The organism is Shewanella dokdonensis, from assembly GCF_018394335.1.
GTDB classification, from domain to species: Bacteria; Pseudomonadota; Gammaproteobacteria; order Enterobacterales; family Shewanellaceae; genus Shewanella; species Shewanella dokdonensis.
In genome coordinates this window covers 2,278,638-2,302,758 of record NZ_CP074572.1, presented here as the reverse complement: position 1 = coordinate 2,302,758, position 24,121 = coordinate 2,278,638, and the positions used below count along the sequence as shown (strand labels likewise).

Annotated in this window: 26 protein-coding genes and 1 pseudogene; 13 read left to right on the top strand and 14 right to left on the bottom strand. The window is 50.8% G+C overall.

Annotation, left to right across the window (positions count from 1 at the left end; genetic code table 11):
* Positions 1 to 229 precede the first annotated feature (229 nt).
* Complete coding sequence (locus KHX94_RS11080; protein ID WP_213680683.1) at positions 230 to 664, top strand: hypothetical protein; 435 nt, start codon at positions 230 to 232, stop codon at positions 662 to 664.
* Between the two features lie 162 nt (positions 665 to 826).
* Here the strand turns inward: KHX94_RS11080 and rpmE are convergent, their stop codons facing one another.
* Both rpmE and KHX94_RS11070 read right to left on the bottom strand, forming a co-directional pair.
* Positions 827 to 1,039 carry a 50S ribosomal protein L31 gene (gene rpmE, locus KHX94_RS11075; RefSeq protein WP_133038442.1) on the bottom strand — a complete coding sequence of 71 codons (213 nt, stop codon included), beginning with the start codon at positions 1,037 to 1,039 and terminating at the stop codon, positions 827 to 829.
* A 120-nt stretch (positions 1,040 to 1,159) separates the two neighbouring features.
* Positions 1,160 to 1,969 (bottom strand): LysM peptidoglycan-binding domain-containing protein, encoded by an 810-nt coding sequence (locus KHX94_RS11070; RefSeq protein ID WP_213680682.1) that lies wholly within the window; start codon positions 1,967 to 1,969, stop codon positions 1,160 to 1,162.
* 124 nt (positions 1,970 to 2,093) lie between these two features.
* On the opposite strand from KHX94_RS11070, the pseudogene priA reads away from it, so the two are divergent.
* From priA to KHX94_RS11025, 10 genes and pseudogenes are all read left to right on the top strand, one after another.
* Positions 2,094 to 4,288: pseudogene (priA, locus tag KHX94_RS11065) on the top strand (primosomal protein N').
* A 141-nt stretch (positions 4,289 to 4,429) separates the two neighbouring features.
* Complete coding sequence (gene argS, locus KHX94_RS11060) at positions 4,430 to 6,175, top strand: arginine--tRNA ligase (RefSeq protein WP_213680681.1); 1,746 nt, start codon at positions 4,430 to 4,432, stop codon at positions 6,173 to 6,175.
* 3 nt (positions 6,176 to 6,178) lie between these two features.
* A complete protein-coding gene (locus tag KHX94_RS11055; RefSeq protein ID WP_213680680.1) occupies positions 6,179 to 6,745 on the top strand; it encodes an SPOR domain-containing protein in 567 nt (188 codons plus the stop codon).
* Between the two features lie 179 nt (positions 6,746 to 6,924).
* Positions 6,925 to 7,449, top strand: a complete 525-nt coding sequence (hslV, locus tag KHX94_RS11050) for an ATP-dependent protease subunit HslV (RefSeq protein WP_213680679.1) — start codon at positions 6,925 to 6,927, stop codon at positions 7,447 to 7,449.
* Positions 7,450 to 7,469: 20 nt separating this feature from the next.
* On the top strand, positions 7,470 to 8,795 hold the full coding sequence (hslU, locus tag KHX94_RS11045; RefSeq protein WP_213680678.1) for an ATP-dependent protease ATPase subunit HslU: 1,326 nt from the start codon (positions 7,470 to 7,472) through the stop codon (positions 8,793 to 8,795).
* Between the two features lie 107 nt (positions 8,796 to 8,902).
* Positions 8,903 to 9,616, top strand: coding sequence for a CsgG/HfaB family protein (locus KHX94_RS20470; protein WP_244859111.1), 714 nt, complete (start codon positions 8,903 to 8,905; stop codon positions 9,614 to 9,616).
* Between the two features lie 83 nt (positions 9,617 to 9,699).
* Positions 9,700 to 9,978, top strand: coding sequence for a hypothetical protein (locus KHX94_RS20465; RefSeq protein WP_244859110.1), 279 nt, complete (start codon positions 9,700 to 9,702; stop codon positions 9,976 to 9,978).
* Between the two features lie 3 nt (positions 9,979 to 9,981).
* The gene (locus KHX94_RS11035) at positions 9,982 to 10,299 is read left to right on the top strand and encodes a putative periplasmic lipoprotein (protein ID WP_213680677.1); all 318 of its coding nucleotides are present in this window, start codon (positions 9,982 to 9,984) and stop codon (positions 10,297 to 10,299) included.
* Positions 10,299 to 10,628, top strand: coding sequence for a DUF4810 domain-containing protein (locus tag KHX94_RS11030; protein WP_213680676.1), 330 nt, complete (start codon positions 10,299 to 10,301; stop codon positions 10,626 to 10,628). The genes KHX94_RS11035 and KHX94_RS11030 overlap by 1 nt, the downstream gene beginning before the upstream one ends.
* Before the next feature lie 31 nt (positions 10,629 to 10,659).
* Positions 10,660 to 11,331 carry a GNA1162 family protein gene (locus KHX94_RS11025; RefSeq protein ID WP_213680675.1) on the top strand — a complete coding sequence of 224 codons (672 nt, stop codon included), beginning with the start codon at positions 10,660 to 10,662 and terminating at the stop codon, positions 11,329 to 11,331.
* A 245-nt stretch (positions 11,332 to 11,576) separates the two neighbouring features.
* Here the strand turns inward: KHX94_RS11025 and KHX94_RS11020 are convergent, their stop codons facing one another.
* Positions 11,577 to 11,906 (bottom strand): hypothetical protein, encoded by a 330-nt coding sequence (locus KHX94_RS11020; RefSeq protein ID WP_213680674.1) that lies wholly within the window; start codon positions 11,904 to 11,906, stop codon positions 11,577 to 11,579.
* A gap of 184 nt (positions 11,907 to 12,090) precedes the next feature.
* Between KHX94_RS11020 and KHX94_RS11015 the strand changes: the two genes are divergently transcribed.
* The gene (locus tag KHX94_RS11015) at positions 12,091 to 12,663 is read left to right on the top strand and encodes a YbhB/YbcL family Raf kinase inhibitor-like protein (RefSeq protein ID WP_213680673.1); all 573 of its coding nucleotides are present in this window, start codon (positions 12,091 to 12,093) and stop codon (positions 12,661 to 12,663) included.
* 82 nt (positions 12,664 to 12,745) lie between these two features.
* On the opposite strand, the gene KHX94_RS11010 is transcribed toward KHX94_RS11015, so the two are convergent.
* The 5 genes from KHX94_RS11010 to KHX94_RS10995 form a co-directional block, all read right to left on the bottom strand.
* Positions 12,746 to 13,315 (bottom strand): NADPH-dependent FMN reductase, encoded by a 570-nt coding sequence (locus KHX94_RS11010; protein ID WP_213680672.1) that lies wholly within the window; start codon positions 13,313 to 13,315, stop codon positions 12,746 to 12,748.
* Between the two features lie 84 nt (positions 13,316 to 13,399).
* Positions 13,400 to 13,624: a hypothetical protein gene (locus KHX94_RS11005; protein WP_213680671.1), complete on the bottom strand. Its 225-nt coding sequence runs from the start codon at positions 13,622 to 13,624 to the stop codon at positions 13,400 to 13,402.
* 102 nt (positions 13,625 to 13,726) lie between these two features.
* The gene (locus KHX94_RS11000) at positions 13,727 to 14,293 is read right to left on the bottom strand and encodes a hypothetical protein (protein WP_213680670.1); all 567 of its coding nucleotides are present in this window, start codon (positions 14,291 to 14,293) and stop codon (positions 13,727 to 13,729) included.
* Entirely contained in the window at positions 14,263 to 14,388 is a 126-nt protein-coding gene (locus tag KHX94_RS21115) for a hypothetical protein (protein WP_280529561.1), read from the bottom strand. Before KHX94_RS21115 ends, KHX94_RS11000 begins: the two co-directional genes overlap by 31 nt.
* Positions 14,372 to 15,730 (bottom strand): glucosidase family protein, encoded by a 1,359-nt coding sequence (locus tag KHX94_RS10995; protein WP_213680669.1) that lies wholly within the window; start codon positions 15,728 to 15,730, stop codon positions 14,372 to 14,374. Before KHX94_RS10995 ends, KHX94_RS21115 begins: the two co-directional genes overlap by 17 nt.
* Positions 15,731 to 15,942: 212 nt before the next feature.
* Here KHX94_RS10995 and KHX94_RS10990 point away from each other — a divergent pair, with 212 nt between their 5' ends.
* Complete coding sequence (locus KHX94_RS10990) at positions 15,943 to 17,301, top strand: MFS transporter (protein ID WP_213680668.1); 1,359 nt, start codon at positions 15,943 to 15,945, stop codon at positions 17,299 to 17,301.
* Here KHX94_RS10990 and KHX94_RS10985 read toward each other — a convergent pair.
* The 6 genes from KHX94_RS10985 to KHX94_RS10960 form a co-directional block, all read right to left on the bottom strand.
* On the bottom strand, positions 17,298 to 17,747 hold the full coding sequence (locus tag KHX94_RS10985; RefSeq protein WP_213680667.1) for a YhbP family protein: 450 nt from the start codon (positions 17,745 to 17,747) through the stop codon (positions 17,298 to 17,300). The two genes, KHX94_RS10990 and KHX94_RS10985, sit on opposite strands and share 4 nt — an antisense overlap.
* Positions 17,748 to 17,815: 68 nt before the next feature.
* Positions 17,816 to 18,646, bottom strand: coding sequence for a class I SAM-dependent methyltransferase (locus KHX94_RS10980; RefSeq protein ID WP_213680666.1), 831 nt, complete (start codon positions 18,644 to 18,646; stop codon positions 17,816 to 17,818).
* 20 nt (positions 18,647 to 18,666) lie between these two features.
* Entirely contained in the window at positions 18,667 to 19,677 is a 1,011-nt protein-coding gene (locus KHX94_RS10975) for a FecCD family ABC transporter permease (protein WP_213680665.1), read from the bottom strand.
* A 2-nt stretch (positions 19,678 to 19,679) separates the two neighbouring features.
* On the bottom strand, positions 19,680 to 20,342 hold the full coding sequence (locus tag KHX94_RS10970) for an ABC transporter ATP-binding protein (protein WP_244859442.1): 663 nt from the start codon (positions 20,340 to 20,342) through the stop codon (positions 19,680 to 19,682).
* A gap of 128 nt (positions 20,343 to 20,470) precedes the next feature.
* Positions 20,471 to 21,508 carry an ABC transporter substrate-binding protein gene (locus tag KHX94_RS10965; RefSeq protein WP_213680664.1) on the bottom strand — a complete coding sequence of 346 codons (1,038 nt, stop codon included), beginning with the start codon at positions 21,506 to 21,508 and terminating at the stop codon, positions 20,471 to 20,473.
* A gap of 62 nt (positions 21,509 to 21,570) precedes the next feature.
* Positions 21,571 to 23,736, bottom strand: coding sequence for a TonB-dependent siderophore receptor (locus tag KHX94_RS10960; protein WP_213680663.1), 2,166 nt, complete (start codon positions 23,734 to 23,736; stop codon positions 21,571 to 21,573).
* Positions 23,737 to 24,121 lie beyond the last annotated feature (385 nt).

Sequence of the window (24,121 nt, the reverse complement as noted above, 5' to 3'; positions counted from 1 at the left end):
TGCTTGCTCACGACTGATAGGTATTAACAGTGATTGCCGCCGAGCAAAACGCAGACACCCCGCAGATTTTGACCTAGAAAAACATAAAAACAGTTATTACTGATAAATATCAAACTATTACAAATCATCTTGGATGATAAAATTTTGCTTATTCGACTGTGTTATTTGACAAAACATCACCATTAATAGCACTATATAGCGCTATTAAGCACTTATAGTTAGCCATTTTATGTCCTTACCCATAGAGCAATACCTGTCAGTCCCGATTCCTGAATCACTCTATCTTGCATTAGCACAACATTATCCCACTGGGGTCGCCGCCAGCATCGCTAACATTCTAAGCGACCATTTAGCCAATAAAGATGAAAACGCTCGACAGGAATATAGTGGTGAAGGCAGTTTCCAATGGGCGCAACTCACGCTGCCACACAAAACGCAACTGCGAACCAAATACTACGGCAAGTATCTGATAGCCGATATTATTAACGGCAAACTGATCTGGAACAGCAAAAGCTATCTTTCCGTGAGTGAACTCATCAACACCATGCGTGGCGGCACCCGCAATAACGCTTGGAGATGTACTGAAATAAAATATCCCAATGAGACTAGCTGGCTGTTGGCCGATCGCTTAAGAAGCCATGAAACCAAACGCTTTCCACTCTAACGTGGTGGCAGGAAGTGAAGTAGCGGGGCAGTAAAAGCATAGGTTTGGCGGCGGTGAGTAGACGAAAAAACTGACGCTCAGATACAACAAGGGCCGTAAACCTTGCGGTTACAGCCCTTGAATCAGCTTGCCAGGCGCATGACCTGAACAGCGCTAGTCGTATTATTTTTTGCCCAACATGCCGAAGCGTTTGTTGAACTTTTCAATACGGCCGCCGGTATCAACAACTTTCTGAGTACCGGTGTAGAATGGGTGGCAAGCACCACATACGTCCAAGTGCAGATCTCTACCTGCAGTGGAATGAACTTTGATCACGTTACCGCAAGTGCAGGTAGCAGTGATTTCTGCATAGTCAGGATGAATACCTGGTTTCATTTGGGATTACCTCAATAAAAGGCCATGTCGCTCTTCCAACCCGAAGTCGGACACCACATGCGGTTATACATAGTTTCAGGGCGCAGAATGCTACAGTATCTGCACACTAATGGCAATAGCTTACAGCAATGCCTCAAATTTTTCCTTTGCCAACGCCTTGTCTTGATAAGATTGCCACTGCGCGGGTTGTGGGCAATGTAGCTGTGCATCACTCCGCAAATTTCCGGGCTTACCTTTGACAAACGCTTTAGGGTTTGCCTCCATGATTGCCAGCGCCGCAGCGTACACATGCGTACGCCATTGCTTGGCATAACGGCTCGCCAGATGCCACAGTGTTTCGGTGCCATGATAATCCAGTAGACACTGGGCGGAAGCTATCTCAGTAACTGCCTTTTTAGGCGGAGCAACGGGCTCTGGAGCGCGGCTTGCTGGCATCGGCGCTGGTGGCACTACCTCGGTAGCCGGCACAATTTCAGACGGCGGTAAGACACTGGGCTTAACTGGATTACGATACATCGAGAATCGCGCGGGATCTGGCGGATTGCCCACTGGCACTGTTTTGGCAAACAAGGGTAACTGGCTGATCTCCTGCCATTGGTTGGTTTGATACAACTGCACCAGCAGCAATGCGTCGGCGTCAGTCACTTCGTCCAGCCCCATCAGCAACAACAGGTAATTGTTGATTGGCTGCACCATCAGTTTTTCTTCACCGCTCTTTTGCCGCAAAATAAATTGCATACGGTCAGGATCTGTCGGTGCGGCAACGATATTAACCTTAATTAACGGCAGCTTGCCTAAATCAAACAGCCGTTGATTAATGCTGACATGGGTGACTTCGGCCTGAGCCAATGGCATCAGCAAGAGCCCAAGCAGTCCGCAGCCGAGACATCCCAGCCAATGGAACCCTGTCGTTACGCGAGATATCTTCATGCCGTCTTCCCCTGTAACTAATTCACTTTGCTGATTTATTTTAGAATATTCTGCGCAGGACTGGCTCTGTTGTGTCAGCCTGAGTACACTGGCCGTCATGTCTGACCATTCAATGCCAATCACCATGCCGCAGTTTGCTGAAGTTGCCCTGCCAGTCCCTATGCGGCAGAACTTCACCTACAAGATCCCACCTAATCTTGGCTGGCCGCTGGAAGTCGGCATGCGGGTGCGCGTTCCGTTTGGGCGGCAACAGCTGATTGGTTTGGTCGTTGCGACCACAGATGAATGCACGTTAGCACCGCAACAGTTAAAAAACCTTACGGCGGTGCTGGACAGCTCACCGTTATTGTCTGATCCACTGTATAAACTCACCTTGTGGGCAGCAAGATATTATTTGTGCAGCCAAGGTCAGATGCTGACACAAGCCTTACCCGTCGCGCTGCGTAAAGGCGCCAGTGCTGCACCAGAATTTATCAGTTACTACGCGCTCACCGACAAAGGAGCGGAGGCCACGCTAGCAAGTCTCAAACGCTCGCCAGCTCAGCAAAAAGTGTTGCAGCAACTGCAACACGGCGAACTGACCACCGAAGAAGTCCAAGTACTGGAACTCAGTAAAACCGCGATCAAGGCACTGAAAGACAAAGACTGGATTGGGCTTTATGAGCGGCCATTAGTTGCCGACCGCCACTGGCGCGAGCAGCTGGAACTGGGTGAGCAGCCGCTTAAACTCAACAAACAGCAGGCGGTAGCGGTAGCAGCACTCACCGCACAAAGTGGCTATAAGTGTACGCTGTTGGAAGGGGTCACAGGTTCCGGTAAAACCGAAGTCTATCTATCGTTGCTAGAAACGGTACTGAAACAAGGCAAACAGGCACTGATCCTGGTGCCAGAAATCGGCCTGACACCACAGACCATCAATCGCTTCAAACGCCGCTTTAAAGTGACCATTGCGGTGATCCATTCTGGGTTAACCGATAAACAACGGTTAGACGCCTGGCGACAGGCTCGCTGTGGTGAAGCGGCGATTATTATCGGCACCCGCTCCGCCTTGTTCACCCCCATGATGTGGCCGGGAGTGATCATTCTTGATGAAGAACATGACGCCAGCTTCAAACAACAGGAAGGCGTTGGCTATCATGCGCGCGATCTGGCGGTGATGCGCGGGCATCTGGAAGATATTCCGGTACTGCTTGGCAGTGCCACACCGTCGCTGGAAACGCTGCACAATGCCCTTAATGGCCGCTACGCCCACCTGCAACTGGGAGAACGCGCCGGTGGCGCGCTGAAGGTACGGCAGGGGATCATTGATATCCGCAATCTGCCGCTGCGTGCCGGCATGTCACAACCGCTGCTGAACGAAATGCGTTTGCACTTGCAAGCGGGCAATCAGGTGTTGTTGTTTCTCAATCGGCGCGGCTTTGCACCGGCGCTCATCTGCCACGAATGCGGTTATCTGCATGAATGTGACCGTTGTGACGCATTTTTACTGTGCATCAAGCACTGGGAGAAATCCGCTGCCATCACTGTGGCAACCAGTATGCAATTCCGCGCCAGTGTCACAACTGTGGCAGTACCATGTTGCAGGGACAAGGCATAGGCACCGAGCAGTTGGAAACCATGCTGACCCAAGAATTCCCCGACTACCCGGTGGTACGTATTGACCGCGATACCACCAGTCGCAAAGGCTCGCTGGAAAAACAGCTGGCGGCCATCCACCGCGGTGAATATAAAATTCTGGTGGGCACCCAGATGCTCGCCAAGGGCCACCATTTCCCCGATGTCACCTTGGTAGGATTACTGGATGTGGATGGCGCACTGTTCAGTGCCGATTTTCGCGCCCCGGAACGTTTTGCCCAACTGTATACACAAGTGGCTGGACGCGCAGGTCGCGCCAGTAAACCCGGCACGGTATTGCTGCAAACACATCAGAGCGACAATCCGCTACTCAAGGATTTGCTGCATCGCGGCTATGGCGAATTTGCCCGCAGCCAGCTCAGCGAACGACAGCAGGCGTTGTTGCCACCGGCATGGCATATGATCCTGATAAAAGCCGAGGCGCATCAGGCTGTCGATGCCGACACCTTTCTGGCAGAGTTTGCCGCATTATTACCGCAGGATAATACCTTTGAGGTGATTGGTCCGATGCCGGCACCACTGGATCGCAAAGCCGGTAAATTCCGCCGGCAACTGCTGGTACAAGCTGCTGACCGCAGGCGTTTGCAGCAGGTTTTTGAACAACTATTGCCGCAAGCGGAAGCACTAACCAGCGGCAAACGCTGTCGCTGGAGCCTAGATCGTGACCCGCAAGATCTGCTGTAACCTCGCGGCATTTCAGCGCTGTTAACTGAAACCGCGCCACAAAAATGGCCGCAAGCGTAGCAATCTTCCTGCCATAACGGCTAGAATGTGCGGTTATTCGTTATCAACCCTATTTTTGTAGTCAGTACCGACAGAACGCCAATGAAATCACATATCCAAGCTTTACTTGAACAGACAGTAGCCAAGTTAAAACAGCAGGGAATTATCCCCGAAGATACTGATCCGCGCATTCAGGTAGACCGAACCAAAGATAAGAGCCACGGCGATCTGGCGACTAATCTGGCAATGATGCTGACCAAAGTGGCAGGGAAACCACCACGGGAGCTGGCGCAGATGCTTATCGACAACCTGCCAGAATCCAGCCATGTCGCTAAAGTGGAAATCGCCGGCCCCGGCTTTATCAACTTCTTTCTCGACGACAATGCGCTGGCCAAACAGCTACAACAAGCGCTGGCAGATGCGCACTTGGGTGTAGCGCTGCCGCCCGCGCAAACTGTAGTGGTTGACTACTCATCCCCTAACCTTGCCAAAGAGATGCACGTGGGCCATCTGCGTTCCACCATCATTGGCGATTCCGTTGTGCGCGCCCTAGAATTTCTCGGCCATAAGGTTATCCGGCAAAACCATGTGGGCGACTGGGGCACTCAGTTCGGCATGTTGCTGGCCTATATGGAAGAACTGCGGGCGGCCAATGGAGCTGAGTCGGAAATCGAGCTGTCGGATCTGGAAAGCTTTTACCGCGCCGCCAAAGTGCGTTTCGATGAATCCGAAGAGTTTGCCAACCGCGCTCGCCATCTGGTGGTAGAACTGCAATCCGGTGACGAGTATTGCAACAAACTGTGGCGCGAATTCAATGAAATCTCGCTGAGCCACTGTCACAAGGTCTATCAACGCCTCGGCGTTAGTCTGACCCGCAAAGATGTGCGCGGTGAAAGTGCTTATAACGACGATTTGCCACAGGTGGTACAAGATTTAGAAGCGCAGGGGTTATTGACCGAAAGTAATGGCGCCAAGGTGGTGTTTCAGGAAGCATTTCGCACCAAAGAAGGCGAACCATTACCGGTGATCATCCAAAAAGCTGACGGTGGTTATCTGTATGCCACCACAGATCTGGCCGCCATGCGTTACCGCTCATCGGTATTGCACGCCGACCGGGTGCTGTATTTTGTGGATCTGCGCCAAGCGCTGCACTTCCAGCAGGTTTTCAGCCTGGCGCGTACTGCCGGGTTTGTGCGCCCAGAAATGTCGCTGGAACACATGGGCTTTGGTACCATGAACGGCGAAGATGGTCGGCCATTCAAAACCCGTACTGGCGGAGTGGTAAAACTCATCGACTTGCTGAATGAAGCCCATGATCGCGCGCTGGAACTGGTGCGCAGCAAGAACCCTGATATGGATGCCGCGACGCTGGAGCAAATTGCTGCGGTGGTGGGCGTTGCTTCGGTGAAATACGCTGATTTGTCAAAAAATCGCGCCAGTGATTACATCTTCAGTTTCGACCAGATGCTGAGTTTTGAAGGCAATACCGCCCCTTATCTGCTGTACGCCTATACCCGCGTCGCAGGTATCTTCAAGAAAGCCGAAGATATCGACCTGTCAGCCGCCACCATTCTCTTAGAACATGACAAAGAGAAAGATCTCGGCAACAAGCTGGCGCAGTTTAGCGAAGTGTTGGCTCGCATGGTGGATAAAGGCCAGCCACATCTGCTGTGCGCTTATCTGTATGAACTGGCAGGTGCGTTCTCCAGCTTCTATGAAGCTTGCCCGGTACTGGCTGCGGACACAGCAAGCCAACGCGATAGCCGCCTGTTACTGGCGAAGCTAACCGCGAAGACCTTGAAGCAGGGGCTGTCGTTATTAGGGATTGATACTCTGGAGCAGATGTAACCGATGCGCAGCGATTACGCTAACAGCAAGCCGCGCCGACAACAGCGCGGCAATCTCAAGAAACCACAGCCGCCCAAACGGCCGCCGTTGCTGCTGTTTCTGGTGGTATTGGTGGTAGTCGCTGGTTTTGGTTATTTTTTGTGGACGCTGAAGAACGGCAGTCCGGCACCGGTAACTCAAGAACCAGTAAAAGTGGTCATCCCAGAAAAGACCGCGCCCAAGAAAGATCCCAACGCCCTGCCGCCCAAACCCAAAGAAGAGTGGACGTATCAGCAGGAGTTAGAGAACAAACAGGTGGAAGTGGATTTACCGGAAAAGAGCAACCAACCAACACGCCCCTATCAGATGCAGTGTGGCTCCTTCCGTAAAGAATCACAGGCGCAGGAAATGAAAGCGGTGATCGCCTTCCAGGGGCTAGAAGCGCAAGTGCGAAAAGTCGATGGTAGCAGCGGTGTCTGGTACAAGGTGGTGCTAGGGCCCTATCAGAGCAAACGCAAAGCCGAAACTGATCGTCACGAACTGCAACGCGCCGGTCTCAACGGCTGTATGATCTGGTTCTGGGAAAGTTAACAGCCCCCAAGCACACAAACCAAACCGCAAGTCATTGGCTTGCGGTTTTTTATCGCTAAACCTGATGGTATACCCTTAAAAACTGCGGTTTCTGTGCTTGATATTCATCAGGCTATCCCCATATTAACCTCTATCGCACCCTGACGGCGCCGCCCGTCAGCCAGCTAAGAGGATTTATCGTGACAACAATCGTATCAGTACGCCGTGACAAACAAGTGGTAATGGCCGGTGATGGCCAAGTTTCTCTGGGAAATACCGTCATGAAAGGTAATGCCCGCAAAGTCCGCCGTCTGTACCACGACCAGGTGATCGCCGGATTCGCCGGTGGCACTGCCGATGCGTTCACCTTATTCGAACGCTTTGAAGCCAAATTGGAAATGCATCAAGGGCACTTGATGAAAGCCGCCGTGGAACTGGCCAAAGACTGGCGCACCGACCGTATGTTGCGCAAACTTGAAGCACTGTTGGCGGTGGCCGATGCTGAGTGCTCACTGATCATCACAGGTAATGGCGATGTACTACAGCCGGAAAATGACCTGATCGCCATCGGTTCCGGTGGTAACTACGCCCAGGCAGCCGCTATCGCCATGCTGGAAAATACCGAACTTACTGCACGCGACATTTGCGAAAAAGCCTTAACCATCGCTGGCAACATCTGCGTGTTTACCAATCAGTTCAAGACCATTGAAGAACTGAATTACTGAATTCTGCGTGAGGAAGTACCATGTCGGAAATGACACCCCGCGAAATCGTCCACGAACTGGACGCCCATATTATCGGCCAGCAAAAAGCCAAGCGCTCAGTGGCGGTCGCCTTACGTAACCGTTGGCGGCGAATGCAGCTGGATAGCGCGCTGCGCCAAGAAGTCACCCCTAAAAATATCCTGATGATTGGCCCTACCGGTGTTGGTAAAACCGAAATCGCTCGCCGTCTGGCAAAACTCGCCAATGCGCCGTTTATCAAGGTAGAAGCCACCAAATTTACCGAAGTGGGTTATGTAGGCAAAGAAGTGGATCAGATCATCCGCGATCTGACCGATGCCGCCGTCAAGATGACCCGCGAACAGCAGATGCTGAAATGCCGCACCCGAGCCGAAGAAGCGGCAGAAGAACGGGTACTGGATGCACTGTTGCCCAAGCCCAAAAATGATTGGGACAGCGAAAAAGAAGACAGCTCGCACACCCGGCAGATCTTCCGCAAAAAACTGCGCGAAGGCCAGTTGGATGACAAAGAGATTGAGATCGATGTCGCTGGCCCGCAGATTGGCGTGGAAATCATGTCACCTCCAGGGATGGAAGAGATGACCAACCAGTTGCAGAGCCTGTTCCAAAATATGGGCCAAGGCCAGACTAAACGCCGCAAACTGAAGATCAAAGACGCCATGAAGCAGTTGACTGAAGAGGAAGCTGCCAAACTGGTGAATCAGGAAGACCTTAAAGATCAAGCGATTGAACTGGTCGAACAGCACGGCATCGTCTTCTTAGATGAAATCGACAAGATCTGTAAACGTGGTGAAACCTCTGGCCCCGATGTCTCCCGCGAAGGAGTACAACGCGACCTGTTGCCATTGGTAGAAGGCTGTACCGTTAATACCAAGCACGGCATGGTGCGCACTGACCACATTCTGTTTATCGCTTCTGGTGCATTCCAGATGACCAAACCATCAGATCTGATCCCCGAGCTACAGGGGCGTCTGCCTATTCGTGTCGAACTGGATGCCTTAACCGCTGGCGACTTCAAACGCATTCTCACCGAGCCACACGCATCGCTGACCGAACAGTATGTCGCCTTGATGGCAACCGAAGGCGTAACGGTAGAATTTACGGAATCAGGCATCGACCGCATTGCCGACGCCGCCTTCCAAGTGAATGAAACCACCGAAAATATCGGTGCAAGACGGCTGCACACCATCATGGAAAAGCTGATGGAAGATATCTCCTATGAAGCCGCCGACAAATCCGGCGCCAATTACCTGATTGATGCCGAATACGTCAACGCTCATCTGGAAACCTTAGTGCACGACGAAGATCTCAGCCGCTTTATTCTTTAAAAACAACCTAATATTGTCTTTTACTGCCGCCTTAAAGGCGGCAGTCTGCTATCTGGCATAATTATTTTGCTATCTACGTCTATCTTTGCATCCGTTGTAACAAAAAAATGCTGCACCCTCTGCTGCCACTTGTTAATATCGCTTACCGCAAGTTAACATTTATAACCCACAATGGCACGGAAGCTGCTCATTTGTCCCCAATGTCAATGCCCGTGCCGATTCCAGAGAAAGGCACCATGAAAAAACTCGTTACGTTAGTAATGGCATTCAGTCTGCTGACCGCTTGTACTTCTGCGACAAGAGAATCAGTAAACACACTGCCAATAGCCACGCCAAAAATTAGCCCAACACTCCAAACACCAGAACAGCTTGGTCTAAAACGTGTCGTGGCCATTGCCCGTTTCACTGATGAAACTAAACGTGGAAGTTTCCTCCTTGATAAAGATGGTGATCGGATTGGTAAGCAAGCGGCGGATATCCTCGCTGCGCGCCTGACTGAAACACATAAATTCATCATGTTGGAAAGAAACGACCTGAATAAAGTGTTATCAGAAAATAAGTTGGCCGGTACAACCATGCAGTCAGTGGGAGCTGATTTTCTGATTATCGGCTCAGTTTCTGAATTCGGTCGCACAACCACCAGTGAAGTCGGCATTTTCAGCCGTAATAAAATTCAAAAAGCCAATGCAACTGTTAACGTACGTTTGATTAACACACGTACAGGGGAAATCGCCTATTCAGAGGAAGCCTCGGGGAAGCTGTTGTTGAAGCCAACCACGTATTTAATGTTGGTGAACGTGCCAGTTATGACTCATCGCTAGACGATAAAGCCGTCTCTGCTGCCATTTCCAAACTTGTCAGTAATATCACCGAAAATCTACTCGATAGCCCATGGCGTGCTTACTTGATCGGTCAGCAAGGTTCGCTATGGATGATGACAGGTGGACAATCACAAGGGCTGAAAACCGACGAGCTTTTTGACGTTCTCAAAGAAGGTGAAACGGTCAAGAACCCCCAGACCGGACTATTAATAACGTTGCCAGGTGAAAAAATCGCCACGATTAAAGTTAAAAGTTTTATTGGCAAAGGTAGTAATGAATTGTCTCTATGTGAACTGGTGTCAGGAACAATCAATCCTAAGCAGCTCTCAGGTCTTGTGGTTCAAGAACAGAAAAAGGCATAACCCATGAAAAAAATATTTCTCATAGCCATAACGCTTTTTCTAAGCGCTTGTAGCTCACATTATGAAACAACAACTCAGGTAGATGACAAAGCTTATCTCCAATTAACTGGCAGTCTGGCGGGAGCACTGTTGGTTTTAGATAAACAACCGGCGATAAATTTAGATGGGGTCACTAGTTACACGGAGAAAGATGAAACGGTGATCAAGTTTGTGGTGGCGACTGGCAACCATTTAATTGAAATCCAGAAGAACGGTGAAACATTAGTTAAACGCAATATTTTTGTGACTAACGGTAATACTTTTGAGATACGGATCCCCTGATGAGAAAACATAACACCATACTCACAGCAATAGCGCTGATAGTACTTAGCGGTTGCGCGGCCCATAGTAACAGTATTTATTATTGGGGTAATTACTCACAGACTGCATATGAATATCAAAAATCTCCAAGCGAAAGCAGCCGCCAGGCACATGTACAATCACTGACTGCCATCGTTGAAAATGCGGTGGCGCAACATAAGAAAATTCCACCTGGCATTTGTGCAGAATTAGGTATGCTACAAGCTCAGAACTCACCGGAACTAGCACTACAGTATTTTAATGAGGAAAAAATTTATTCCCCGAGTCAGCACCGCTTATGGATAAGCTGATAAACGATCTACACAAGGATGCTCGTTCACTATGAGAAAAATAATTCTACTACTATTAATCACCACCGCATCTTTGCTGACAGGCTGTGCAACTCCCAATTATGTTACTAAGCAGGCTGCATATCCCCTGATGTACCAACAACATCCACTCTCAATATTAGTGGTGCCAGCAATTAACCATTCAACCGCTGCCGATGCACCAGAACTGTATTCGACAACCATAGCTACCCCGCTGGCCGAGGCTGGATACTATGTACTGCCGCTACCAATTACTAATATGCTGCTCCAACAGCAAGGGGTTGTTGACGGAGAACAGTTACAGCAGGTTGATGCCACTAAGTTCCAAGGACTGTTTGGGGCTGATGCGATTTTGTTTGTTACTATTAATCAATGGGATACAAACTATTATATTACTGGTGGCAACGTAACGGTGGGAGCCGCTTTTCGATTAGTCTCTACCAAAGACAATGAAGAATTATGGCACTATAGCCAGACCATTGTTTATGACACCTCAGGCAACAGTGGCGGAGGTCTCCTTGCAGCGATTATTTCAACGGCGATATCCACTGCCACAACTGACTATGTCCCAATTGCCAGAACCGTTAACGGAATCGTGGTCAATACGCTTCCTGCTGGCAAATACAGTCAGCACTACGATAAAGATGGCACAGTAAAAATTCTTGAACAGAAGCAAGTGAATTAATCACTATATCTTCCTTTGGGCGGCTGTCTTAGCACAGAGCTAAACAGTCGCCACCCTAAGACTATGATTAAAGGAAAAACACCAAGAAACTTAATCAGAATACCGGTTTATAAGTTTCTGCGGTTGTTATTTTCACGCCTTCATTTGAGAGTTTAACTTTGGTAAAAACCTCACACTTAACAGAACAGTGAAGCCAAAAAAGACTCACGCAAATACACCATTCAGTATTATAAATAGCCACAACCTTAATCGCGCTGCTGCGTCTGTAGGGTTTTCAGCCAGAAAATCTCTTGGCAATGATTGGTAAACGCTTTGCGCTGAGGGGAGATAGCGATATCTGCGGGTGCGCTGACAACCGTGTACGTACTCCAACATTCGGCACACAGTTGCTCATCTTCGACGTCATCTTTTTCGTACTGATGCTGCACCACCACGCCATCGGCGAAGTGGTACTGGGTATCAATGGCTGTCACCGTCACACCATCATCTTGATACGACAAATCTCGTTGCTGCTGAGCCACAATCAGGGCACTGCGCTGGTGAATAGCGGTAATATAACGGGCGAGTGATGTCATACAATGACCTTTTGCGATAGGAGTTAGCAGGATATTCTTGCTGTCTGCGCCATTTTAGCAGACGATAATACACCAATCATTGGGTTGTGGGCGTGACCGATGTCGGCGCTTAGCAGCGCTAAGCTTTTAATCGTCGTCACCGCCAACAATGGTTAGGATTCAATTATTGCAATCTGGAGTGTTCATGAAAACCACTGCCTTTATCTGCGCTGGCCTGTCATTGCTGGCCAGTTCATTAGCTGCCGTCCATGCCGAAGAGTTTACACTGAAAAGCCCGGATATCAGCCCTAACGGCACCATTCCTGCCCGTTTTGAAACCAATACTTTTGGCTGTAATGGCGATAATCAATCACCTGAACTGCGCTGGAGTGGCGCACCATCAGGGACACAAAGCTATGCCCTGACAGTTTACGACCCAGATGCACCTACCGGCTCTGGCTGGTGGCACTGGATGGTTGTAAATATTCCCGCCAGCACCACGCATTTACCCGCCAATGCCGGGGTTTTAGGTGATGCCAGTTTGCCAAAGGGTGCAAGCCAGGTTCGTATCGATTATGGCGTAAAAGCCTGGGGCGGCACTTGCCCACCAGCAGGTGACAAGCCCCATCGCTATATTTTCACGCTTTATGCGTTGAAAACGGCCAAACTAGAAGTTCCGGCCGAAGCTACCGCTGCTGTAGGTGGTTTTATGATTAACGCCAACGCACTAGCGAAAGCTAGCTTTACCGGTTACTACGGCCGTCCGGCGCAGCAGTAAGCCAATGAATCACCGCATCAGTAAATCCTTGCTGATGCGGTCTGGCAATCAAAGCAAGCGCGCCAGGCAACCCTAGAATGCCTCAAACACTGTCTTGAGCATGCGCGGCAAACTCCGCAAACGCCTGCAATTGTTTACCCAAAAAATCACGCGTCGCAACATCGGTCAGTTTACCATCACTGATTTTGTCCAGAGCCTGCCCTATCATTGCCTCGGGTTTGTTCATCACTTTGGCATCAAAAAACACCAGAATTTGCCGTAGGTGATACTGCATCCGCGCGCCACCGATCACGCCAGGAGAGGCACTTTCGATCATCACTGGCTTGCCTGCTAATGGCTGTGGGCTTACCCGCGATAACCAGTCGAGAGCATTTTTCAACACTCCGGGAACAGAGTAATTGTATTCAGGAGAGACAATAATCAGCCCATCAGCCTCAGCAATTCGGTACGCCATTTTCAGCACGGCATCAGGGAACCCCTGAGCTTCCTGCACATCGGCGTTATACAGGGGAAATTCACCAATAGAACCCAAAGGCACAATTTCCACATTAGCAGGTGCCAGTTGCGGTAATGCCCGAGCAACGGTGGCATTCAGAGAATCCTTACGCAAACTACCAACCAGCGTGACAAACTTTAAGGTGTTTTCGCTCATAAACCTGACTCCATGTTAGCGGATATAACTCTTTGCATCATACGCTGGAGTCAGGGGAGTGTCACATGTCTATCCGTTAGCCGCTTATGCCAAAAACGCTTGCAGACTAACATTACCGCTCAAGCCTTTAAGGTTAAAGCGGTCACCCGCAGGCCCTTGCGGCAGCAACTGCTGGTCGCCCACCTGCAATTTCTGCCAGCGTTTCCCCTGCGGTAATCGCAGCGTTAGCCATAACGCTTGTGGTTGTCCATTCGGTAGACTTAGTTTGCCATCAACCCGCTGTAATTGCGGATCATATTGCAGGCTCAAGCCTGTTTTCCCCACGGCGTGGGCACCGGCTCGCAACTCACTGGCTTGCCACTGAACAACCAGGCATGAGGCACGGCTTTGGCTAAATGCAAACCATGATCGTCATCGAACACCAGTGCCCAACGTAACAATAACGGTATCGTCAACTGTGCCAGGCATGCAGAATAGTGGCATTCCGCCAGTGATGTCGGTCACCTCGCCGGCCGTCCAGCTGCCGGGAGTGTGCGCATGGTGACGATGGGCGTACATAAACAACAGATACTCGTCTACCCGTCCGAGCGATAACAACTGCCGGGCGTAGCCATATGAGATAAAGCCCAGCAGATTGCGCTCATGCTCGTTAGCCGCGGTGATATTGGCCACCACCCCCATACTGGTTGCGCCATAGGCCCGCATGCAGTCGATTACCAGATGTGACAATTCCGCTGGCAACACGTCTGCATGCAGTAACTCAGCATAAACCCGATGCGGCCATCCCTGCTCACTGGGTTGTTGTTGCGCCAAAGCCTGACGGAAAGTGAGTTTGGCGCCTGGCAAGGGGCCGAGATAAGGCGGTTTCATATCGTAGCGAATGTTGGCGCGAATACTTTGCTCCAGCCGCGCATTCAGTTGTTTAGCCCGCTGTTGCCAGTGTTGCGCTAATGCTCGCTCGCCCCCAATTTGCCCCAAACGGCGGCGATATCATTCAGCCCACGGACGGTCATGGCGCTGTTGGCAAAATAGGGTTTCCACCAGATAGCCGGATCTTCAAACAGGCCAGGCATCGGATTCATTCCAGCCATGGATCAGTCCATAGCCCGGATCGTCTACGGGCAATTGCAAACTGACATCATGCAGCTCCAGCAAAATACTGGCGGTAGCGGCAATTTTGTGGCGATGCTTCTGTAACAAGGCTTTATCTGCGGTATACCGGTAGTAACGAGCCAGTAGCGATAATGTCAGTCCGAACTGGGCGGTTTCTGGGCCACGCATATTGATCATGCCATCATCGGCGACAAAATCGCTAAAATAACCATCCAGCACCGCCGCGGCCAGTGCAAAACGGCCCCACTCCAGATTGGCATACAGCGAACTGGTAAAGGTATCCTGAAAACCATCGTATTCCTGGCCGTAGTAATCGCGATCTACCGCGCCATACTTGGGATAAACACCATCCGGACGCACAATTTGCTCACGGGCAAAAGCAAACTGCACCATATCGCCCCAGCTTTGATCGGGTAAGGTAACACTGGCGCAATCTTGCAATAACTGTTGCCAGTAACCACTGAAATGCAGCAGTGCCCGGTAAAAATCGGCAGCCGCCGGCGGCTGTCGCCGTGGCGGGTAGGCGGGATAGCTGTAGCCATAATGCACTTCGCTGACTTTGCCATCTTCAATCAATGCGGAACGATGCCAGGTCTGGGTGATAAATCGATCGGTGGCATCCACATCGGCAAATACCAGCAGGTCATAGTAGCGGTTGCTGCTGATTGGGATCACTTTATGCACTGCTGGTAACCAGCCACCTAACAGCCCCTCATAACGCTTAGCCGCCAGCGCATCATCACCGCAGCCCTTCAGCACCTGCCGTGGATGATAAGTGCGGGTGCGGCCATTGGAATAAACCATCATGGTGTCGTCGCATTGGCGAGTACCGATGAAACTGTTCCATGGCAGACGACCACCATAATCTTCAGCATTGAGCTTGGACGCCAATGGCGGCGCAACGGTGCGCACTTGCTGTTCATCCGGCTCACCATTTGCCAGCAGTTTATCTGCCAGCAGATCCGCATCTGCCATCGCGACTTTTGCCAGCGACATCCCAAAATAATAAGCGCTATCGTTGGCAAAGGTGGCTTCCAGCCGTTTATCCAGCAGCAACACTTGTTGACCATGACAAAGCGCTAAGGCACCGTCAGGCTGTTGCAGATCTTCATACACAGACCAGCTAAGCCCCAGTTCATCAAATTCGCCCATATGCGTGAAGCCATCGAGTTGCGAACCTGATAATGGCTGTAATCGTGGGCTGGCATTCAGTTGCGGCTGCGAAGTGGCCGCCTGCAATCGGCCAACCGCAACGGCGGCGGTGGTTAATGCCACTGATTGTAAAAAGTGCCTTCTGTCCATCTGCAATCCCCGGTTTGATAATGGTAGGTAAAGGGTAATCTCTCGTCGCTGCACTCACGCGTGCTTGGTTGATTAGTGTTCAACAAATAACATTTTATATCGTATACCATATAAAATTATTAGGTTGCAACCTTAAATCATTCATCGACCAGCTAAGGAATGCGGCTTGCCAGGTTTACCTACCGCTATCGATGGCGCTGATAACTGGATAATTGGGGAAACCTCAAGTTTCCGTTATCATGCGCTTTTTGCCAGTGATTGCTGGCAGTCTGAGCATTGGACAAGGCATGTCAGAACAGTTGCAAACAGCGCCATTTTCACTACGCGATTACCGCATAGTAGCGCTGTCGGTGCTCGGTGGAGCACTGGAAGTCTATGACTTTATTATCTTTGTGTTTCTGTCGGTAACAATTGCGGATGTGTTTTTCCCACCATCGGTTCCGGAATGGCTGCGCTTGCTACAGAGCCTAGTGATCTTTTCTGTCGGTTATCTGGCTCGCCCGCTGGGCGGCATTGTGATTGCCCACTTTGCCGATAAATTCGGTCGCAAACACATGTTCAACTTTACGGTATTGTTTATGGCACTGCCCTGTTTGTTGATCGGCGTGTTACCCGGCTACGCCGCCATTGGCGTCTGGGCACCACTATTATTGTTACTGGCACGTATTATTCAGGGTGCGGCTTTGGGCGGCGAAGTCCCCAATGCTTGGGTGTTTGTGGCAGAACATGCGCCACCACCACATCGCGGTTATGCCTTGGGACTACTGCAAGCGGGGTTAACAGTGGGCTATATGCTCGCGGCGTTAACCGCGACATTAATCACCCGCAATGTGTCTGATGCCGAGTTACAACAATGGGCCTGGCGTATCCCGTTCATCATTGGCGGCATTTTTGGCTTTATTTCGGTGTGGCTACGGCAATGGCTTAGCGAAACACCAGTATTTATGGCGTTACAACAGCAACAACAATTAGTGCAGAAACTGCCGCTGTCCGCCATCTTCCAACAGCACAAGTATGCCGCGATACCCGCAGCACTGCTGACGGCTATGCTGGTGTCGGCAGTGGTGATGACGGTCGTCGTGACGCCCATTGCGCTGCAAAAATTTTATGGGATGGACGCCGCAACCACCTTTGAAATCAGCTGTATCGCCATTTTGTTCCTGAATGTGGGCTGTGTGATAGCGGGTAAACTGGCAGATTTGCTGGGGCGTTGGCGCACGCTGGCGCTCTATAGCGTGTTACTGGCCATTGGTACATCGGTGCTAACCTTGGTGCTGGATGCGCCCCCGAAAACACTGCTGTTAGGATACGCCATCGCCGGGCTCTGTAGCGGTATTATCAGCGCGGTGCCTGCCATCGTGGTGCAGTTATTTCCTCCCGCAGTCAAGGTCACTGGGATTTCGCTGGTATATAACCTGACCTACTCCATTTGCTCCAGCATTATGCCGCTGGCGCTGCTGGCATTACTGCATGCGCACCGCTGGGGCATGGCAGTGTTTGCCTGTGGCATGATGTTGCTTGGTCTGGCAACGGCTTATATGTTCCGCCATGTCAGATGTTACAGTGATTAAAGCGGTTGCCGTTGCCACCGATGTTTTTTGCCGAACCCCAAGCGATTATCGACCATTTTTACCGTCTGTAACTGCAACTGCCATAGCGGTGCAGACTTGAGCTTAGCGATGGGAAAACGCTGGCAATAAAGTACTTTGACTGCGGCTATTTCGGCCTCTGCGACCTTGGCGGCCAGCGCCGTATACTGAATGCCCTGAATATGCAGTACCGATTCTGTTTGTTCAGCAATAGTGCCTGCTACCTGCGCATTCGCCAGCATTGCTTGCGTATGGCGACTGTTGTCGGCAGTCATCAGATAACAGCACATGGTGGCGGCATCAAACACGTAAAAACAGCTGGCACACCACAGCCCTGCGGGATCTTGAGTGCAAAGTGTCAGCACATGCTGCGCCGACAGATAATCCACAATCGCTTGGGGGACATTAGCTTGTGAGATATTGTCCAATGTTGCATATTCCTATGGGTAACAACATCTTAGTATAAAATACTCAATCCCTCAGTGCTGCCACACCACTAACATTTCAGCTCTGCGGTATGCCACCACATCACATAACTGCGCGTTGGGCAGAACAAGCGCCATCCACTTTCGGTGGGCGTGAGATGTTTATCGACATTGGCTTGGTATAAGGCTTCTTTATCTGGTGGGATCTCACCAACAAAACGCAAGGCATCATACGCTTCCTGCTTATGACTAAATTCCGCTTCAAAACCATCATCCAAGATCCGAATATTGGGTTCTGCGCCCATGTCATACAGCATGTTAAAGGTGACGTTATAACTCAGTAGTCTGTCTTCCTCCTGAAAACGGTGTTGCGGAACATCACTGATCCCCGCCAGAAAACTCAACTGAATTTCACGCAGGCTCGGTGCGTTAGCAAAGCTTAAAACCACCGCATATTTACGGGCGATACGATTCAATTTGAGTAGATCATAAAAGCCCACGGAACGGGATGCGACCGCAATATCATGTACACCGATCTGCGCTACAGCATCTTCCTGCTGCCAGTCTTGCTGTAAGGCTACAACATTACTCAACCCCGCTTCACGCACATTGTGCTGACAGCGCGCCAACATATTGCTAAAGGCATCCACACTGGTGACACTGCGCGCTTTTTTAGCCATAGGGACGGTCAAACGCCCGGGGCCGCAACCAATATCGACCACAGTGTCATCGGCGGTAATTGGCATACAATCGACCTGCATCTGGGTAAAACGCCGTTCCAAACGCGCCATACCATCGTACATTTCGGTGATATCGTCCCAATTGACCGCCGGCATTGCACCACGGTGCACTGGTCCCAACATACGCTCGCGGATCAGCCGCCAATTTACCAGCCCTTGCATAGATGCTCCTTGAGAAATTTTTAATTCCAGCCTTTACGCGCCCGATGTAACACCAACAGAAATAACGGCAAGCCGAGACACTCGGTAACAATCCCAATAGGCACTTCTACCTGGCTGATAACCCGCGACAAGCAGTCGGCCAACAACAGGAAGATTGCGCCCAGCACTATGCTCACCGGCATTAATCTGGCGTTAGCAGGCCCTACCAACATACGAGCGACATGAGGAGTCAGCAGCCCCACCCAACCGACAATGCCGGCAATGGATACCGACAAGGCGGACGCCATGGTCGCGGCGATAATCACGCCATAGCGCACCCACAATACCGGAACGCCCAAGGCTTTGGCCTCATCGTCGCCCATAGACATGGCATCCAGCGCTCTGCCAAATCCGCAAAGCACCAATACCGCTAGCAGCATCACCGGAACCAGCCACAGCACGTCCGACAGGCTTGAGAGCCCTAAGCTGCCCATCAACCAATAGATAATCGATGGCAGTTCGTCTTGCGGATCGGCGACAAATTTCACCATGGATAACAGCGCGCTGAACAAGGCGCTGCTGATAATGCCGCCGAGTAGCAAGGTAATGATGGAGCCGCGCCCAAAAATCATGCCGATGGCAACGCCTAACGCAACCGCCAACAAACCAAACAGGAAGGCACTGCTTTGGATGACCAACCAGCTGCCATGCCACAACATTCCCAAGGTGGCGCCAAAGGAGGCGCCCGCCAACACGCCGAGCATACCGGGTGACACCAAAGGATTACGAAACACCGCCTGAAACGCCGCCCCAGAACCGGACAGCGCCATGCCCACCAGCACCGCGGCGAGCACGCGCGGTAAACGCACATCGATGAGAATGTTGTATAACAGGTCATACTGCGCTGCATCCATGGCGCTAATGCCAGTTAATGCCCCCAAAAAATGCAGGATGTCAGTAACCGTCATGGGGTAATTGCCTAATGACAGCGACAACAACATCGCCGCCAAGAGCAACAGCACTAATCCCGAAAACTGTCCAAACAGGGTCATCGTTAGCCCACCATTCCCCGAGAAAACGCAGCAAGTTCCTGTACGGTCAGATCATACAATGACTGTATCGTAGGCGCAGAAAGCACCATGCTGGGCTTGCCTTCTCCCATCACCACCCCGTCTTTCAGCAGCAACGCCCGATGCGCAATCATGCGAGCATGATGCGGGTGATGGGTCGTCATGACAACGGCGTAACCTTCATCGGCCAGTTGTCGCAGTTGTGTCAGCAAGCGTGCCTGATGACCAAAATCCAGTGCCGAAGCGGGTTCATCCAGCAGTAACAGTGTGGCCCCTTGCACCAATGCGCGGCACACCAGCGCCAACTGGCGTTCGCCACCAGAGATTTGGGTATACGGGCGATCCGCCAGGTGTTCAATGCGTAACCGCCGCAAATGTTGCTCAATAAGCTCATCATCTTGATGACTGCGGCCAAACATTCCGGCCTCATGGTATCGCCCCATGGACACAATCTGCCGCACTGTATAGGGGAACGGACAAACATGATTCTGCGGCACATAGGCAATTTGTGCGGCAATGTGGCGACGGCTTAATGATGCCAGTGGTTCACCGCGCAATAACACACTGCCTGATGCCGGCGTTTCGAGGCCGAGCAGCAACCGTAGCAAGGTACTTTTGCCGGTGCCATTCGGTCCTAATAAGGCCAGAACTTCACCGGCATAAACCGTCAGACTGACTTTTTCAGTACTGGGCGATCGCCATAGGCATAAGCCAAATCTTTGGCTTGTAACAAAGGTGATGCGGCAACCGCCGACGAAGATGGAGACGGCACTAACTACTCCTGAGGATGCAAAAAGTCAGCAACATCGGCATCCGTCAAATGAATGTTATAAAACTGCTGATAGAACTGTTTGGTTTCCTGCGGCATATCGATGTCGGCAAAATGTGTGGGATACAGCAGTTTTGCCAACCACAAAAATTGTAACGCTTCTTCTGAGGTTTCACGGCACCACCAAAACAATCCGCGCGGGTTAGCATATACTCGGTCATTTTTTACCGCTTTAACATTGCGCCAACGAGGATCCTTATGCAGCATGGTCGCCACATCACCAGCACGCATGCTGATAATCACATCCGGCGCCGCGGCAATAATCGACTCAATGCTAACATTTGCCGAACCATGGTGCACATCACTCAGTTGCCAGTGCTCGGCAATATTGATCCCACCCGCCAGATCTATCCAATCCTGATTTAAAGAGGGTCGTCCCGATGTGGTCAGCGGTGTCCCCGAAGCAATATAGACTTTGAGCCGTTGCGCTTGCGGAATATTTTTCAGCCGTTCTGCCACCAGCGCTTTGTTGCGGGCAAAATACTGTTGATAGGCTTGCGCTTTGGCTTCAGCCTGTGGCCCAAGCATTTTTCCGGTCAGCCCCACACGTTCCACTAAGGCGTCCATAGAATTGGCGCGGAACCACGCCACGGCAATCCCAGCCCGTTCAAGTTGAGCCGCCTTGTTTGCTGGAAATCCTTGAGAAGCAAACAAAATATCTGGGTGTAACGCAATTAACTGTTCAACGTTGATGTTGGCCGAACCACTCATAGTGGTGAGCGCCGCATCTTTTATGGATGGTACAAATTTCTGAAACGCTGGGGTATCGCGGGCATAACGGGTAGTGGCGACAATTTTGTCACCATAGCCCAGCATGGCCAGAATAGAATTCTGCGCTTCCCAACTGGTTGCCACGCGCGTGACCGTATTGGGCACTGTCACCGCCACATTGTCGTAATAACGCACTGTATGCACCTCATCGGCCGCTACAGCGCTCGCAGATGCTAACAGAAAAACGAACGCGCCATAATACTTCGCTAGCATTTCCAGCAGTCCTCCCCCAATGGGCGTGTTAAGGTGCCGGGCGTAACGCCCGGCGGGTTAGATCAGAATTTCACGGTAGCGGTTAACCGGATCTGCCGCGGTTCGCCCAAAAATGCCGTATTGCTAGCACCGGGAGTGCCGTAAATATTGCCAGGGAAAATCGCCGCCCAGTAATCGCGGTCGAACAGGTTGGTCACATTGAGTCGCAAGGTGGTTTCACTACCAATGAATTTTGGTATGACATACTTCGCGCCAATATCCACTGTGGTATATGAACTCGCCCAAGTGCTATTGATATTGTTAGCAGCGCGTTTGCCGGTATAGTGCACGTTGGCATTGAATGACACGCCAGCGAGTTGTTCTACGGTATATTCGGCTAACAGGTTACCTTGCCACTTGGCAACGCCCACCACTTCTTTGCCAGCGGTGCGCGGGTCATAACTGTCCTGCAACTCCGCATCGAGATAGGTTACCCCACCGTATATTTTCAACTCAGGAGTCAGATATCCGTTAATGCTCAGCTCTGCGCCATTGTTACGCTGCATCCCTTGCTGACGGTAGTAACCATCTTCACTTTCATATGCCAGCGGCCGTTTTACTCTGAACACTGCGGCATTGATGTCGAAATCCCCTAAACTGGCTTTCGCGCCCAATTCTGTTTGATAACTTCTGACGGGGTCGAGAGTTTCACCAGCATTTTGTGCGTCTACCGATGCACTACCGCCCGCTTCCAGACTATCGGCGTAAGTGATGTAAGTGGAAATTTCAGCAATCGGTTTGAAAATCATAGACACGGTGGAACTTACGCCATCCTTGCTATAATTGCCGGTTTTATCGCCGTTACGGTTATAGTTAGACACATCAAAATCACTGTAACTGCCAATCAACATGGTGGACAGATAGTCATTCCAAGTGATGGTGTCACCGATAATGCCACTCTGAACCTTGGTATTACCAGATTTGTATGTGGGCACATGCAGATTGATTTCTGGTGAGTCATAAACCTGTGGCTCATCGATGGGAGAAGTGCCCAATACCGCAGAAGAGCGGCCAGTGGCACTGTAGATTTTCCAGCTATAGCCGGTAGTGCCAAACACCAAATCATGACTAACACTGCCAGTGTTCACGCGGCCGGTTAAGTTCGCCATATTGCTGGTGACGGTAAATTTCCCAGCAGCACCAGAAGTTGACATGCGCGAAGTAAATGTCCCATCCGCATTCAAGGTGTTGGTTGCCCCAGTGAGGGTACGTTTGGCTTCCTGATACAAGGCACCGGCGCTCAGTTTCCAGTTTTCATTCAACTGATGGATCACTTTACCGCTGCCGGTGGTGGTTTCTAGGCTGCTACCACTGAATACTTGCCCATAACCCCGTTTAGTCGGGTCCATTGCCGATGGCAGATCGATAGATGACGCATATGAAAAACCACCTGGGTAACCAAACTTGTCAAACTTGTAATAGCTGCCGTTCAATTGAACAACGGTGTTTTCCCCTGGATTGATATCCAATGCCAGACCTGCCAGTTTACGATTGAGGTGGGAACCGCTAACGTAACCATCCCCTTCTTCCTGCAACAGGTTAACCCGGTAACCAAAGTATTTGTTAGGGCTACCACCAGTATCAGCATGCAACAACCAGGCACCATCATCTGTCATGCCAGCAGATACTGCGTTGTAGTAATCCTGAGTTGGCCGTTTAAACACATAGTTAAAGTTACCAGCCGGGCTTGCGGGGCCATACAAGGCGCCAGTCAACCCTTGGATCACCTCAATCCGTTCGTACAGTTCCATTGGCTGGGCAGTGGTGGCTACCACGTTCATACCATCCAGATGGTTGTTATCAACTACGCCACCTTCCATACCACGGGTTTGTGGACGACCAATGTCAGTGCCGCCGCGCGCTTCCATTTGTGTTGATGGCATGTACTTAAGCACATCATTCAAACTGGTAGCATTGACACTGTCCATAAGCTCCCGGTTAAAGATACTGATGGCATACGGGGTATCTTTCAGAGACCGAGTCCCCAACGGCCCCAAGTCAACGGTTTTTGGACGATAACCGTCTTTATTTTCACGTTCTCCCACCACGACAATTACTTCAGTTTTATCTTTGTCAGCCTTAGGCTTTTCGCTGGCATTGTTCGCCAGCGGCTGTGCAGCCAATGCTGGGCCAGCCAATACCAGACTGATAACCAGCGCGAGCTGGTTCCCTCGGAATCCCCTCAACATAACACGGCTCCTTTCTATAGTTACGACAACTCTTGAGTATTAAAAACAACGATTACTATTTGTTTTTATTAGTTTTCTTAGGGCGAACAGCACAGGCATACCACATGCAGCGTTCAGAGAGAGGCTCCGAAAGCGGCAATAAGATACCTCAATGTGTTCGTGACAGTACCAACGACGAATCACTGCGACAGGCAGCTAAACTTGGATAGCGGCGGGGAACGACAGACAACTCGTTATATATCGAGATATATAACGATATAATGAGTTAGCCACTGTGATCTACCGTGCTGGATCACACAATAACAGAATCACCTGAAATTCAGATTTGTCTCGGTAATGCGCCAAACAAGCTGGCCGGGCAAGCGCGGCAGCGGTAACGATAGTT

Excerpts from the sequence above, each read along its gene's own strand:
- KHX94_RS11020 (WP_213680674.1), bottom strand. The coding sequence starts at position 11,906 with ATGACATCACTCGCCCGTTATATTACCGCTATTCACCAGCGCAGTGCC.
- KHX94_RS11025 (WP_213680675.1), top strand. The coding sequence starts at position 10,660 with ATGAGAAAAATAATTCTACTACTATTAATCACCACCGCATCTTTGCTG.
- hslU (WP_213680678.1), top strand. The coding sequence starts at position 7,470 with ATGTCGGAAATGACACCCCGCGAAATCGTCCACGAACTGGACGCCCAT.
- argS (WP_213680681.1), top strand. The coding sequence starts at position 4,430 with ATGAAATCACATATCCAAGCTTTACTTGAACAGACAGTAGCCAAGTTA.
- KHX94_RS20470 (WP_244859111.1), top strand. The coding sequence starts at position 8,903 with ATGCTGCACCCTCTGCTGCCACTTGTTAATATCGCTTACCGCAAGTTA.
- KHX94_RS10995 (WP_213680669.1), bottom strand. The coding sequence starts at position 15,730 with ATGGACAGAAGGCACTTTTTACAATCAGTGGCATTAACCACCGCCGCC.
- KHX94_RS10980 (WP_213680666.1), bottom strand. The coding sequence starts at position 18,646 with ATGCAAGGGCTGGTAAATTGGCGGCTGATCCGCGAGCGTATGTTGGGA.
- KHX94_RS11070 (WP_213680682.1), bottom strand. The coding sequence starts at position 1,969 with ATGAAGATATCTCGCGTAACGACAGGGTTCCATTGGCTGGGATGTCTC.
- KHX94_RS11030 (WP_213680676.1), top strand. The coding sequence starts at position 10,299 with ATGAGAAAACATAACACCATACTCACAGCAATAGCGCTGATAGTACTT.
- rpmE (WP_133038442.1), bottom strand. The coding sequence starts at position 1,039 with ATGAAACCAGGTATTCATCCTGACTATGCAGAAATCACTGCTACCTGC.
- KHX94_RS11015 (WP_213680673.1), top strand. The coding sequence starts at position 12,091 with ATGAAAACCACTGCCTTTATCTGCGCTGGCCTGTCATTGCTGGCCAGT.
- KHX94_RS10975 (WP_213680665.1), bottom strand. The coding sequence starts at position 19,677 with ATGACCCTGTTTGGACAGTTTTCGGGATTAGTGCTGTTGCTCTTGGCG.
- KHX94_RS11035 (WP_213680677.1), top strand. The coding sequence starts at position 9,982 with ATGAAAAAAATATTTCTCATAGCCATAACGCTTTTTCTAAGCGCTTGT.
- KHX94_RS10965 (WP_213680664.1), bottom strand. The coding sequence starts at position 21,508 with ATGCTAGCGAAGTATTATGGCGCGTTCGTTTTTCTGTTAGCATCTGCG.
- KHX94_RS11010 (WP_213680672.1), bottom strand. The coding sequence starts at position 13,315 with ATGAGCGAAAACACCTTAAAGTTTGTCACGCTGGTTGGTAGTTTGCGT.
- KHX94_RS21115 (WP_280529561.1), bottom strand. The coding sequence starts at position 14,388 with ATGCCTGGCCTGTTTGAAGATCCGGCTATCTGGTGGAAACCCTATTTT.
- KHX94_RS10960 (WP_213680663.1), bottom strand. The coding sequence starts at position 23,736 with ATGTTGAGGGGATTCCGAGGGAACCAGCTCGCGCTGGTTATCAGTCTG.
- KHX94_RS11080 (WP_213680683.1), top strand. The coding sequence starts at position 230 with ATGTCCTTACCCATAGAGCAATACCTGTCAGTCCCGATTCCTGAATCA.
- KHX94_RS11055 (WP_213680680.1), top strand. The coding sequence starts at position 6,179 with ATGCGCAGCGATTACGCTAACAGCAAGCCGCGCCGACAACAGCGCGGC.